The 14,009-nt window shown below is 52.3% G+C and carries 11 protein-coding genes; 5 read left to right on the top strand and 6 right to left on the bottom strand.

The window, feature by feature from the left end; all coding sequences use genetic code 11:
* The first annotated feature begins 12 nt into the window (after positions 1-12).
* Entirely contained in the window at positions 13-1,050 is a 1,038-nt protein-coding gene (fni, locus tag LKH74_RS00840; protein WP_287707965.1) for a type 2 isopentenyl-diphosphate Delta-isomerase, read from the top strand.
* 87 nt (positions 1,051-1,137) lie between these two features.
* Here fni and LKH74_RS00835 read toward each other — a convergent pair whose 3' ends face one another.
* Both LKH74_RS00835 and LKH74_RS00830 read right to left on the bottom strand, forming a co-directional pair.
* Positions 1,138-2,163 (bottom strand): hypothetical protein, encoded by a 1,026-nt coding sequence (locus LKH74_RS00835; protein ID WP_287707966.1) that lies wholly within the window; start codon positions 2,161-2,163, stop codon positions 1,138-1,140.
* Between the two features lie 478 nt (positions 2,164-2,641).
* On the bottom strand, positions 2,642-4,018 hold the full coding sequence (locus tag LKH74_RS00830; RefSeq protein ID WP_287707967.1) for an RsmF rRNA methyltransferase first C-terminal domain-containing protein: 1,377 nt from the start codon (positions 4,016-4,018) through the stop codon (positions 2,642-2,644).
* A 223-nt stretch (positions 4,019-4,241) separates the two neighbouring features.
* Between LKH74_RS00830 and LKH74_RS00825 the strand changes: the two genes are divergently transcribed.
* Positions 4,242-5,054 carry a Cof-type HAD-IIB family hydrolase gene (locus tag LKH74_RS00825; RefSeq protein ID WP_287707968.1) on the top strand — a complete coding sequence of 271 codons (813 nt, stop codon included), beginning with the start codon at positions 4,242-4,244 and terminating at the stop codon, positions 5,052-5,054.
* Between the two features lie 372 nt (positions 5,055-5,426).
* Here the strand turns inward: LKH74_RS00825 and LKH74_RS00820 are convergent, their stop codons facing one another.
* The 4 genes from LKH74_RS00820 to LKH74_RS00805 all read right to left on the bottom strand — a co-directional run bounded on the left by LKH74_RS00820 (position 5,427) and on the right by LKH74_RS00805 (position 9,577).
* Positions 5,427-6,575 (bottom strand): ArgE/DapE family deacylase, encoded by a 1,149-nt coding sequence (locus LKH74_RS00820; protein WP_287707969.1) that lies wholly within the window; start codon positions 6,573-6,575, stop codon positions 5,427-5,429.
* 167 nt (positions 6,576-6,742) lie between these two features.
* Entirely contained in the window at positions 6,743-8,245 is a 1,503-nt protein-coding gene (glpK, locus tag LKH74_RS00815) for a glycerol kinase GlpK (RefSeq protein WP_287707970.1), read from the bottom strand.
* 175 nt (positions 8,246-8,420) lie between these two features.
* Positions 8,421-8,645, bottom strand: a complete 225-nt coding sequence (locus LKH74_RS00810) for a 2-hydroxymuconate tautomerase (RefSeq protein WP_263854501.1) — start codon at positions 8,643-8,645, stop codon at positions 8,421-8,423.
* A 35-nt stretch (positions 8,646-8,680) separates the two neighbouring features.
* A complete protein-coding gene (locus tag LKH74_RS00805; RefSeq protein WP_287707971.1) occupies positions 8,681-9,577 on the bottom strand; it encodes a YitT family protein in 897 nt (298 codons plus the stop codon).
* Positions 9,578-9,838: 261 nt separating this feature from the next.
* Here LKH74_RS00805 and LKH74_RS00800 point away from each other — a divergent pair, with 261 nt between their 5' ends.
* From LKH74_RS00800 to LKH74_RS00790, 3 genes are all read left to right on the top strand, one after another.
* A complete protein-coding gene (locus LKH74_RS00800; protein WP_287707972.1) occupies positions 9,839-11,254 on the top strand; it encodes a C69 family dipeptidase in 1,416 nt (471 codons plus the stop codon).
* A 56-nt stretch (positions 11,255-11,310) separates the two neighbouring features.
* On the top strand, positions 11,311-12,822 hold the full coding sequence (gene yjeM, locus LKH74_RS00795) for a glutamate/gamma-aminobutyrate family transporter YjeM (protein ID WP_287707973.1): 1,512 nt from the start codon (positions 11,311-11,313) through the stop codon (positions 12,820-12,822).
* A gap of 152 nt (positions 12,823-12,974) precedes the next feature.
* Positions 12,975-13,928 carry an alpha/beta hydrolase gene (locus LKH74_RS00790; RefSeq protein WP_287707974.1) on the top strand — a complete coding sequence of 318 codons (954 nt, stop codon included), beginning with the start codon at positions 12,975-12,977 and terminating at the stop codon, positions 13,926-13,928.
* The last annotated feature ends 81 nt before the right edge of the window (positions 13,929-14,009 follow it).

The following is a 14,009-nucleotide window of genomic DNA, read 5'->3' as shown; positions in this document are numbered from 1 at the left end:
GAGTGAGATCCCATGGATGTGACCCGTCACGCCCACCGCAAAGACGAACACCTGTCATTGGCGGAGAAATTTTATCAACCTGTTGCTACCAGTCAATTCGACCAGCTCCGTTTCATTCATCAGAGTCTGCCCGAAATTGCCATGGCCGATGTCGATTTGACGACCCAGCTGGGACCGTTACAGCTCCCCGTGCCATTCTTGATCGAGGCCATGACCGGCGGCAGTCCGCGGACGGGGCAGGTCAACGCCCAATTGGGACGGATCGCTGCGGCGACGGGGATGACCGTGGCTAGTGGCTCGCAAAGCATTGCGCTCCAAGATGCCAGTACGGTCAAGACCTTTACCCCGCTGCGGGAAAATAACCCCGCTGGCATCGTCTTGGCCAACATCGGCGCCGGTCACACGGTCGCCCAGGCGCAACAAGCCATTGACATGCTGGCGGCCAACGCCTTAGAGATCCACGTCAATACCGCCCAAGAGCTCGTGATGCCCGAGGGCGACCGCGATTTTTATTGGCTCGATAGTATCGGCCAGACCGTGGCGGGAGTCAACGTGCCGGTCATCGTCAAGGAAGTTGGCTTCGGCATGGCCCAAGAGACCTTACGCAAGCTGGCCAGCGTGGGCGTGAAATACGTCGACCTCGGGGGCCGCGGCGGCACTAACTTCGTGCAGATTGAAAACTTTCGCCGCCCCCAAAAGGAACTCGGCTACCTCGCTGGTTGGGGCCAAACGACGGTGGAATCCCTGCTCGAAGCCCATCAGGTTCCGCAGCTACAGGTCATCGCCACGGGCGGCATTCGCCAACCCCTAGACGCCGCCAAGGCCCTGGCACTGGGCGCGAATGTCGTTGGCAGTGCTGGGCAGATCTTACACAGCCTGATCAAGACGGACGAGTCCACCACGACAGCGATGTTGCTGAACTGGCAAGACGGTCTCCGCGATATCATGACGTTACTTGGTACCCCCAACTTGGCGGCACTAAAGGCCCAGCGGCTCTTGTTATCCCCGAGCTTAGAAAGCTATTGCCGCCAACGGTGCCTACAGTATTAATCCTTTAAAATCAACTTCTTGTTAACTACAATTAAAAATACCCTTTGACGCTACGCCAGATTTGGCGGGTCAAAGGGTATTTGTGTATCACTGCAGACTCTGGATATATTCTTTTGCCACTTTCTCATTAAAAGAAGCATTATCAGTATTTTCACCAGACAAATCATATGCATACGACTCTGCAATATTGCCCAAGTTTACATAGAATGGCTTACTTCCAACCATAACAGTAATTCGGAAACCATCTGCGTCGCCATTGTTATTTTCATAGGACTGGAAAACATGGCCTAGCGACATATTTAACTTATACATACGTTTACCCGACACACTGACTTTATGAGTACCAAAACCTTTCAGCGGCTTTGCCAAGTAATATGTATAATTTGATTTTCCTCGGACAAATTTTTTAATTTTAATTGACTGCGAAACTTTTGTATAATTAGGAGTCCCTGACTTGGTGGCATAATTGCTGTAGTAATTCAAATAATTATCAGCAGTTACCACTAGAAATGCATTATTGCCTCTGTCCTGATCAAGATACGATTGCGCATTTTTCTTTTGAAGCAACGGCAAATTTGAGTACGCTCCATACGCAAATGCCGTCTTAGGTTTATGTTCGGTTAAGAACTCGTTCTTTGCAACAGGACTCTGTTTGGTCATAGATACAGCCGATGACCATTTATTTCCAATTACTTTAAAAACCTTTTTCTGGTTCTTTTTTGAAAGGGTAAGGGTATTTACATTTGCAAAATTCCATGTGTTAATATTCCCAATCACCACTGAATGTTTGCCTAAAGATACACCATGCGTACGATTTTGGTTACCAATTTTTAATGAATGTCCAATTGTAAACACATCCGGTTGAAACGGCTCTACAACTGAACTACTCATATTGATATGAGCTAGTCTAGTCAGATTACGCATACCAACTTTGTCAAATTCACTATCTAGCCTCTTACTAGTCTTGGTAACCTTTTTATCAGTCTTAGCATAGGCTTCCAGCTGTGCCTTCTTGCTTTTACTCATAGCTGACGCGTTAGTTACCGCCATACTCCCCGCCGCAGCGCCTAGCAGCATTAGTAATACGGCGCCCTTGTTTTTTATTTTGAACAATCCAATTACCCCCTAATATAATTCCCATTATGCCATTATAACTCAGCTAAAAGCACATTAAAAACCACCCTATTAACCAGCAGGGTGGCTTATTATTACTCGTTCACAGCAGCTTCTTGTTGAGTTATCAACTTTCTGAGTTTTTGGCCTCCATAGTCTTTGTTCGGATAAAGCTACGGGCGCTAGACCTGGCATCTAAATATCTGATTCTTTCTCTGTGATTCTCGTCCCACTTCTCGTTGGCTCTAGCTCGTGCCTCGGTGTACTCATTCTTAACCACGTTAGACTCTCCCTGATAATCTCAGCAGCCAATAGCACAAGTTGAATCCAAATAGTACCACTGCAATTGCCCAATAGACTGCATCCGCTTGCGCTTTACTGCTGCCCCAAGAACACTTGCCAGGTTGTTGCTACCACTTGGAGGGTAAACAACACAAATCTGGAAAATGAATTCTGAAGCTTCTTTGTGTTATTTTAATTAGTTGGCCGCAGACACGTCATCATCGTAGACCGTAAAGCGCAAACCTTTCGGGAAGAAGTTCTTCACGGTCGTCCCGACGACCTTACCAAAGCCTACTGGTTGCCCGGCACAAACCAACAGGTACCAGCCCTTCTTGGGCGCCGTCGTCAGGGTAAAGGTCTCCCCATGGACCCAAGCGCGCCACTGTTGATCCGTAATGGCCAGCGTCTGAGCGACTTGTCGCGGATCACTGGCTAACGCCAAGGCGTAGGCTGGTTCGAAGCGGTTCTTCTTAAAGGTTCCCAGGTGGAGACCCGGCCGGAAGACGTGCAATTTCTTCAAGTTAGGCAGCCCTGCTGGTACGGCAAACAACTGGTCCTTGACCGTGACGAGGTTGGCCCAGTCCGAGCCACCCACGACAGTCTGGGCAAAGTCTTGCCAGAGCTTGCGTTGGTCACCGGTCAACGGCGTCCCTAGCTTAGCGGTCCCCCGCGGTGTTTGCGCATCACCGGCGTCACGTTCGAGCTTGGCGACAAAATGGCCCTCGCCTTGCATCAAGTGTGGGAACAGCCGTGCCGCCTTCTTCAGTTCTGGATTGCCATCGGCCCAGTCCGGCCGGGCATCGATCACGCCACCGACCTTGGTGATGGGGACCAGATGAAACTCGGGATAGTTCTTCAGCACCCAAGCCATCATCTGTTCGTCTTCTTCCGGCGCAAAGGTGCAGGTCGAATAGATCAATTGGCCACCAGGTTTGACCATCTTGAGGGCCTCGGTCATGATCTCGCGTTGCCGCGCCGCACACTCTTCGACGTAATCTAAGGACCAATAGTCCATGGCTGCTGGGTCCTTACGAAACATGCCCTCACCGGAACATGGCGCATCGACCAGCACCTTGTCAAAGAAGTCCGGGAAAATGGGGCTCAGGCGATCAGGCGACTCATTTAAAATGACGGCCTCCCGTACGCCGAACCGTTCCACGTTTTCCGCCAAGACCTTGACCCGCTTGCGGTTGATCTCATTGGTCACCAGCAAGCCGGTGCCCTGGAGGTAGCTGGCCAAATGGGTGGTCTTACCGCCGGGAGCGGCACACAGGTCTAAGATCGTCTCGCCTGGTTTGGGAGCGGCCGTGGCCCCCACGAACATGGCACTGGGTTCTTGGCTATAGACCGCACCACTTTGATGCATCAGTGTCCGCCCACCAACCGTGCCAAAGTGGCCGAGCGGTTCGTAGGGTACGGTGGGAGCCGCCGTCAACTGGTCCGGCAAGTCGTGATGAGCCGGGTTCGTGCGGTAGCCACTGAGACTGGGGGTGTCAAAGCTGGCGAAGAAATCCGTCGCATCGTCCCCCAGTAATCGCTGATATTTTGTCTTAAAGTCCTCAGGTAAATTCACCGTTATGCCTCCATCTTGTTAGATACAATTTTGAAATTGCTATATACAGAATGCTTCAAATCGTTCATTTCACGTTAACCATTATACCCGTTTCTAGGGGGAAGCACTACCCTTTCTTCTCAGCAAAATAGTCGTAATTTTTCGCGACTTGTGTTACATTGAGAGGGCTAGTTTATTTTTGAACGATAATCCAATCAACCAACGAAATGCGAGGTGTCTCTCTTTGGAAAGAAAATTAATCGCCATTGACTTAGATGGCACGACCCTAAACGCGGATGCCCAAATCTCCGCCAAAACCAAGGCCGTCCTAACGCAGGCCCGGGAAGCCGGCCACATCGTCAGTATTGTCACCGGCCGACCGAATCGGATTTCCGCCAACTTCTACGACGAGCTCCACTTGGACGGACCAATGATCAACTTTAACGGTAGCCTGGGGCACATCCCCCACCAGCAATGGGCCAGTGAATACCAATATACCTTTAATAAAGAGGTCGCCTTCGACCTGTTGGCGCACCGCCAAGAGCTCGGCATCAATATGATTGCGGCGGAAGGTAAGAATCTCTTCTTGGCCGTCCGCGACCAACCCGTGGAAGTCGGCTTCTTCCCCTCCGTGCTTCAAAGCAATCAGATCTTAAATCAAAAGACCTTAAAGGAAAACCCGACCAGCTTAACGGTAGCGGTCGACCGCAGCCATCAGGAGCACCTGCTGAGCTACCTGCAACACAACTTCAGTGATGAGGTCGACGCCGCCCCTTGGGGTGGTCCTAACTCCGTGGTCGAACTCGGCGTCAAGGGTGTGCAAAAAGCCACCGGCGTGGAAGTTTTGGCCCACCACTATCACGTTGAACGCAAGAACATCATTGCCTTTGGTGATGAACACAACGACACCGCCATGATCGACTACGCTGGCTGGGGCGTGGCCATGCAAAACGCCACGACTGCCATCAAGGGCTTGGCTCAAGACGTTACCCCACTGGACAATGATCACGATGGGTTGGCAACCTACCTGCAAGATTATTTAAAATTGGCTGAATAAGATTGGTGCACGTTGCGACCAGTTGAATTTGGATAAGGAAGGGTCTGGGAAAAAACATCCCAGACCCTTCCTTTTTGTTTACCCCGGTTGGAATTCAGCCTGGGTCGCAGTTTTCTACTTTACATAACATTAATTATCTATAGTCAACCAATTGCCCACCATTGTGACCTAAAAACCAGGAAAAATGCGCGGTACCCCCGTCATTCTTCCTGGTCCTATCAAGGCGTTAACTCCCGTCCTCATTAATTCTTGCTAGTGACAATTAATTTAATCTACTAGCAAAAGGCCGTCAAAATCAGCTTTTCGCCCTGCAACTAACTTCACTGACAAATTTCTCGTAGATTTCAAGCTTGCTATCACGCTTTTTGTCCCCTACAAGTTCAAATATCCTGGCAACAGCTGCTGGTACAACATAATGAAGTCCAAGAACATCTGCCGGTCCACGTGTTCATCAACCTGGTGTGCCGTTTGGTTACCGGGGCCAAAGACGATGAATGGAAATTGATGGCCCTTGTCCTTCAACAGGTTCGAGGCATCGGTCACGGCTGGCAGTGGCAACTTCGGAATCGGCTGGCCAGCAAACGGTTCGCCGAGCTTAGCGGCCAAATTACTCAGGGGATTGTCCTGGGGTTCTTGAACCGGCCACTGATCCATGTAAATGTCCATACTGACCTGGGCACCAGCCTGATTTTGCTGGGCAACTAGCTGCGTTAGAGTCGCCCGCACCGCCGCGTTATCAAATTCCGGAATCGTCCGCACGTTCATCTCAGCCGTAGCCAATTCTGGAATCGAATTGACCTGATTGCCGCCGTTGAAGATGGTCGTGTTAAATGCCAATTTCCCCAACAACGCATTTTCCTTATCCGTGTGGCGAAAGACTTGGTTGGCCTGCGTCAAAATGGCCAGCAGTGGATCGATAGCGTTGGCGCCGAGTTCGGGCATTGAGCTGTGCGCCGCCTGTCCCTGCGACGTCAACCGGACATCCATCGAACCTTTGTGGGCCGAAAAGAGATTGTAGCCGGTGGGTTCGCCGATCAACAGCGCATCCACATCGTTCATGGCGCCCTGGTCGTAAAAAGCGCGCGACCCAGTCTCACCGACCTCTTCGGCAATTGTGGCCATCAAGCGAATCGTCCCGTGTTGCGGCTGACCCGCCGCGTGCAGTTCGATCAGGCTGATGACCAGCGCTGCCAACCCGGACTTCATGTCAGCCGCCCCACGACCATACAATTGTCCGTCACGTTCGGTCAACGTAAATGGGTCACTTTGCCACTGCGATACGTCGCCGGGTGAGACTACGTCCATGTGCCCCGAGACCGCCAGTACCGGGTGCCCGGTCCCAATCTCGGCAACCAGGTTCGTCCGCCGTTCAGCAACTGGCAACAACTTCGCTGAAATATCATGTTCGGCTAAGAGCTGCTGCAGATAAGTGGCCACGGCAATTTCATTGTCGTTGACCGAGTTGATTGCCACCAAATCACTGAGAATCTGGACCTTCTGTTCATCTGAAAAGACTGCCATCGCTGACTCCTCCTTTAGTATTACATCCATTGTAACCCGAAACCAGTTACAAGATCGCCAATTTCCACTTAAAAATTTGATCATCCCCAGCATCGACGAAGCGAAACGTAAAAAGTGAAGCCCGTCAAATGGCCTGACAGGCTTCACTTCATTTATTTTAAATTAATTTAATCCTGATGAAAGGCTTGCGTCGCCTTGATGGCTGCTTGCCAGCCGTTGTAGCAACGTTCACGCTTGTCTTCGGCCATTTGGGGCACGAATTCGTCGCGTGACTTGTGCATTTGCCGAATCGTGTCCATGTCAGACCAGAAGCCAACGGCCAAGCCGGCCAGGTAAGCTGCACCCAGCGCCGTGGTTTCGTTGATGGCTGCCCGTTTGATCGGCGTATTCAAGATGTCAGCTTGGAACTGCATCAAGAAGTTGTTGTTGGCAGCGCCCCCGTCGACGCTCAGTGACTGGAGATGTAAGCCGGTCTCTTTGGTCATGGTGTCGACCACGTCGCGAGTCTGGTAGGCAATGGCTTCAACGGTGGCCCGCACGAATTGTTCACGCGTGGTCCCGCGGGTCAAGCCAAAGACGGCCCCCCGAGTCTCTTGGTTCCAGTAAGGTGCCCCTAATCCGGTAAAGGCCGGAACCACGTAAACGTCGCCGGTCGTTTGGGCATCGACGGCCATCTTTTCGGATTCGCCGGCGTGCTCAAAGAACCGCATCCCGTCACGTAGCCATTGCACCGCAGATCCGGCCACGAAGATCGAGCCTTCCAGCGCATAGGTCACCTTGCCGTTTAGCCCATAGGCAATCGTCGTCAACAGGCCGTTGTGTGACAGCGTCGGTTCTTCCCCCGTGTTCATCACGATGAAGGCCCCGGTGCCATAGGTGTTCTTGATCATCCCTTTGTCAAAGGCCGTTTGGCCGAACAAGGCCGCCTGTTGGTCCCCAGCGATTCCGGCGATAGGCACTTGGACTCCACTAAAGGTGTAGCCGGCCGTGTAGCCGTAAATTTCGGAAGACGAACGGACCTCTGGCAACAGCGATTCTGGAATGTTGAGCCAGCTCAAGATTTCCTTATCCCAGGCCAGGTCGTGAATGTTATACAGCATGGTCCGGCTGGCGTTGGTGTAGTCAGTGGCGTGTACGCGCCCGCCAGTCAGCTTCCAGAGGATCCAGGTGTCAATGGTCCCAAATAACAATTCACCGCGTTCAGCGCGCTTCTGAGCCCCATCCACGTGGTCGAGGATCCAGCGAATCTTGGTGGCGGAGAAATACGAGTCGATGACCAAGCCGGTCTTTTCGTGAATGGCATCGGTGTGGCCATCCGCCTTCAGTTGATCGGCGATTTCACTGGTCTGCTTGGATTGCCAAACCACCGCGTGATAAATCGGTTCGCCAGTCTTCTTGTCCCAAATGATCGCCGTTTCCCGTTGATTGGTGATCCCGATGCCGCGGACCTTGTAAGGCTGGACATCGGAATCAATTAACGCGTCGGAAATGACGGATTGGACCGCGTTCCAAATTTCATTGGCATCGTGTTCGACCCAACCTGGTTGCGGGAAGTACTGGTGAAACTCCCGTTGTGCCTGTCCCGCAATTTGGCCGTGCCGGTCGAATAAAATAGCCCGGGTACTCGTCGTCCCTTCATCAATTGCCATCATGTATTGTTGATCACTCATCGTTCAACTCTCCATTCATTCGTTCGTTAGCGACGGCCTAATCTTGCCGTGATGTCGCACTTGTTACCAGTATACCTAAAAGGCGCGGTTTAGCCAAACGTTTTTCAAAATGAAACCGCCACCAACACCGGTATACCAGGGTTGGTGGCGGTTTATAAGTTTTCGCAAATATTTGCTACTTCTCGTCACTCTTTAAAACGCCGGCCACGCCGTAGCGGTTAGGTTGCATCTCGCGTAAGATCACGTGGACGTGTTCCGCAGGGGCCCCGGTGTTCTTGGTGACCGCCGTCGTGACGTCTTGAACTAAGGCTTTCAATTGGTCTTGTGAACGACCAGCAATTAAGTCGATGTTTACGATTGGCATTTCTCTCGTTCCCTTCTTCTTGTTGAATAGTGTTATTATACCGGTTCGCACGGGTAAGGGCAATCCTGAACCTACTTTTGTTGCGTGGTTTGCCGTAATTTCAACTGCTCCGTCTCATTATAGAAGTTCCCCTCGATATCCACGGTGTTGACCAGGTTGACGAAGGCCCCGGGATCGATGTCCTTGACCGCGTGCTCTAATGCATAAAGTTCATACCGTGATATAACGGTCATGAGGACCACGCTGTCCTTTCTGGTGTAGGCGCCAAATGATGGCATCACCGTGATACCCCTAATCAAAGTCTTATTTAGCTCCGCAATAACCTCATCTTGGCGGGTCGTCACGATGAAGGCTGTCAATTTCTGGTGGCGGGTGTGAATGCTGTCAACCACCCGGGACATTGCATAAATCGAGATGATGGTGTATAAAGCGCTCTCCCAACCAAAGAGGAAACCGGCCAGGATCACGATGCTGAAGTTGATCATCATCATGAGCGTCCCAATCGTGCGACCGGTCGTCTTCTCCAAGACCACGGCCACGATGTCCATGCCCCCGGTCGAAAAGCCGTTCTTAAGCGGATAAGCCACCCCGACACCGGTCAAGATGCCACCGAAGAGTGCGGCTAACAGCGAATTATTAGAAATATTATTAACGGGCACGATAATGGCCAGCACCGAGGTCAACCCGGCCACCATGATGGAATAGATGGTAAAGCTGCGGCCGACCTTGAACCAGCCCAGTAGCCCAATGGGAATGTTGAACAACAGGATGAACCACCCAGTGCTCAGGTGGACGCCCGTCATGGCGAGCAAGGTGGAAATAATCTGAGAAATCCCATTGATTCCGGCACTAAAAATCTTACCAGGTACTAAGAATTCGTTCAGTGCTACCGCGGTAATCACGGCTGAACCGACTAGAATCATGAGATGTTTACCCAGTTCACGTTCATTTTTTAATTTAGTTCTCATTTTATACTCCTCTCGTGGAAAGCTGCTGTTCTTTATTTAACCACATCCCCCAACCGTTGACCAGCGATACCACGGGCTTGGCTGGGTCAATTAACTGGCAAAGCGCCGTAAAACTTACATTTTTCCTGTATAAATATTTATTTTGATGAGAAATATAAACAAAATAATTAAAAACGCCCCGAAATGAATCGTACCGAAACTAAACATGCTAGAATGAACACTGAACGTTTTTTAACCTAAATCTTGAAAGGAGCGCTCCCATTGAATTATTCCGCTTGTACCAGCATTTTAGTTGGTCGAAAAGCCACGATGGACGGGTCGGTCATCATTGGCCGCAACGAAGACGCCAAGGCTGCTTGGCCCAAGCATTTCGTGGTTCACCCCGCCCAGAGTGCGACCACCCCGCAACAATTCGTTAGCACGGACAACGGGTTTACCATGCCCCTGCCGCAAACGGCTGCCAAGTATACGGCCACGCCCGAATGGACCGACAAGTACGGCCTGTTCGAAGAAGACGGTATCAATGAATACGGTGTGGCCATGAGTGCCACGGAGAGCACCTACTCCAACGAACGCGTCTTAGGCGCCGATCCGTTGGTCAAGGATGGTCTCGGCGAAGAAGCCATGGTCACCGTGGTCTTACCCTACGTTAAGACCGCTCGTGAAGGCGTCTTGCGCCTCGGCCAGTTGGTCGAAACGTACGGCACTTCCGAGTCCAACGGGATCCTCTTTGCCGACCAGCAGGAAGCCTGGTACCTGGAAACGGGCGCCGGTCACTACTGGGTCGCCCAACGGATCCCGGACAACGGGTACGCGGTCGTCGCCAATCAAATGGCGATTCAAGCCGTCGATTTCAACGACGCCGACAACTTCTTGTTTGCCCATGACCTGCAGGCCTTCGTGGCGGAGAACCACCTGAATCCGCACAGCGACCGCTTCATCTGGCGCGACATCTTCGGGACCCAGGACCAATCGGATCTGTACTACAATACGCCGCGGGTGTGGTACGGCCAGCGCCGCTTCACCCCACAAGTCGTTCAGCAGCCGCAATCATTTGATTTACCTTTTATTCAGTACGCTGACCACTTGTTGTCCGTGGACGACGCGCAGGGCTACCTCAGTAGTCATTTTGAAGACACGCCCTACGATCCCGTGGGTGCCGGCAGTGACGCCGACCGCAAACGGTTCCGGCCCGTCAGTTTAGCCAAAACCCAGGAATCACACGTCTTACAGTTACGCCCGGACATGGACCCGAGCCTAGCCGGCATTCAGTGGCTGGCCATGGGGGTCGCCGCCCAAAGCGTCTACGTGCCGTTTTACGCGGGCATCGACGAGACGCCGGCCGCCTATCATTTGGGCGCCGAAACCTACGACAGCCAGTCAGCCTACTGGGTCTACAAGCTGGTCAGCGTCTTACTGGACGCCCACTACCACGACGCCTGGCCTACCGTCAGCGCCGTGCAAAAGGACTTGCGCATCGCCTTCAAGCAATCCGTTAAGGAAACGGACGCCGTGGGCCAGCACCTGTCCGGCATCGAATTGAACCATTACTTAACGCAACAAGCCGCAGCCAACGCCGCATTGGGAATTCGGCGTTACCGCGAGCTAGCGGCGACCTTGATCACACAGGCCACCGACTTGGGCCCACTGAACTATCACCAGGACCTGAATTTATAACTAACGCTGAGCTTAGCCGCCATGACTAAGCCTCACCAATTTTGGGAGATATCAAAATGAATAAGCAAAAAAAGATTGGGTTATTTAGCCTGATCTTAATGATTTTCACGGCCATCTATGGCTTTGCCAACACGACCGTTGCCTATGACCAAATGGGTTACGCTAGTATCATCTGGTATGTGCTGGCCGCCCTGTTGTTCTTCTTGCCTAGCGCCTTGATGCTGGCAGAATACGGGTCATCGTTTAAGGAAGCTAAGGGGGGCATTTACTCCTGGTTAGCTGGCTCGATCGGTGAAAAATGGGCCTTCATCGGGACCTTTATCTGGTTATCCTCTTGGATCATCTGGATGTTGTCCACCTCGACTAAGGTCTGGATCCCGCTGTCAACGCTGATTTCCGGGTCCGATCAAACGCAGACTTGGTCCTTTCTGGGATTGAGTTCTACGCAAACGGTCGGCCTACTGGGGATCTTTTGGATCTTAGCCGTCACCTTCTTTGCGACGCGTGGGGTCAACTCCATCGCCAAGATTTCCTCATTAGGGGGCATCTTCGTGATGGTCTTGACCGGGGTCTTCTTCGTAGCCAGCATCGTCATCGTGATCTTGAATCACGGCCAACTGGCAGAACCCATCAACGGCATTCACAGCCTCATCGCCTCGCCTAACCCACAATTCTCCTCACCGATGGCCCTCTTGTCCTTCGTGACGTACGCGGTCTTCGCCTACGCCGGGATGGAATCCATGGGGGGCATCACCGATAGTATGGACAAGCCGGAAAAGACCTTCCCTAAAGGGTTGATCATTTCCACGATTGCCATCACTATCATGTACTCCCTGTCGATCTTCTTATGGGGGATCAGCACCAACTGGAGTCAGGTCTTGGGTAAGAGCCAAGTCAACCTGGGGAACATCACGTACGTCTTGATGAACAACTTAGGGCTGGTCTTGGGTAAAGCCATGGGGTTGAGTGGTGCCGCATCAATCACCATCGGCCACGTTTTGGCCCGTTTGACCGGGTTGAGCATGTTCATGGCTTACCTGGGCTCGTTCTTCGTGTTGGTCTACTCACCACTGAAGTCCTTCATCGTCGGGTCCTCACCTAAGCTGTGGCCCGCCAAGATGACCCGGTTAAACAAGGCCGGCATGCCTGGCTTTGCGATGTGGATTCAAGCCATCGTAGTCGCCGTCTTCATCTTCTTAGTAGCCTTTGGGGGCAGCGCTGCCAACCAGTTCTACCTGATCTTGACGGATATGGGGAACGTGTCCACGTCCTTCCCTTACCTCTTCTTGATTGGCGCCTTCCCGTTCTTCAAACGGCGGACCGACCTGGAACGGCCATTTGTCATCTTCAAGAGTCACCTGTGGACCAACGTCATTGTGACGGTCGTCTTAGTCATCTTGGTCGGTGGGATTGGCTTCACCTGCCTGCAACCTATCCTGGATCACGACTACATGACCGCCTTTTGGACCATCATCGGCCCCATCTTCTTTGGTGCCGTGGCCTGGATCTTCTACCACAACGCCCAAAAGCGTTCGGCTAAGGAAGAAACACCAGCCAACGAAAACTAAGCACCTAGGACCATTTCGGGAAACCTTTAATCTTAAGGTTTCCTTTTTTATTGCCCAACAGTTTGCACGTTAAGTCATTTATCTGATACGCTTGATTGGCTCTGATTTAAAATTTTCGGTAACATGAATGGTAACAGGAGGGGGAGATTACGATGCGAAGCCTGTTGAAATGGGGTTGGGGAACCCTACTCATCTTTAGTGTGCTCTTGGCCGGTTGCGCAGCCGTTGATGGCCAGCATTCCGTGGCCCACAGTCGCGTCAAGACGCAGAAAATGATTCGTTTGGACCGAAAAAAAGCGGCCGCGGCCCGCAAAAAGACGCAGGCCAAAAAGACCAAGACCCGCCGGCGGACACACCAGGCCGGCTACGCCACACCGACGCTCTTTATGCACGGGTTTGGCGGCAATGCTGGGTCAACCAATAACTTGATCGATAGCGCTCAGGCAGACGGCTACGCGACCCGGACGCTGCTGGCGACGGTCACGCCCAACGGTCACGTCAACTGGAGCGGCACTTGGCCTAAAGGCACCCGCCATCCAGAGATTCAAATCGTCTTTCGCGATAACCGCAACCGCAATTACCACCAAGATGCACGCTGGCTCAAGCGCATTATCAAGCAGCTGCACCGACGCTACGGCATTACGGCTTTCAACTACGTCGGCCATTCCATGGGCAACACGGATATCATGATGTACGAAACGCTCTTCGGTCAGCGCAAACGCCTACCGCAACTACAGAAGTACGTGGCAATCGCCCCACCCATGCTGGGTAATATTGTCATGAACCCCTGGTCGGTCCACACCACCAACGCGGCTAACGGACGGCCAAGCCACTTCTCACCGACCTTCCGCCAGTTGGTCGATCACCGACGAAATATTCCGAATAATCAGCTCCAGGTCCTCAGCATCTACGGTGACCTGGGCGATGGCGCCAACACGGACGGCACCATTTCCGTCGCCTCGGCCCGCTCGCTTAAGTTCCTCCTTGCCAATCGGGCCAAGTCCTTCAAGGAAATCGAGCTCACCGGTCAAGACGCTGCCCACGGCGCCCTACCGCGGCGGAACCCTGAAGTGGTACAGGATATGGAAACATTTTTGTGGGGATAGTTTAGAGATATAGGAAAAGACCCACCTGGCCTTGGTTGGCTGGTGGGTCTTTTCTTATGCATCTTAGTTTTTGGAGAGATG

This window comes from Levilactobacillus sp., assembly GCF_022646225.1.
Taxonomy (GTDB): Bacteria; Bacillota; Bacilli; order Lactobacillales; family Lactobacillaceae; genus Levilactobacillus; species Levilactobacillus suantsaiihabitans.
The sequence above is the reverse complement of the archived record's forward strand: the minus strand, read 5'-3'. Positions and strand labels throughout refer to the sequence as shown.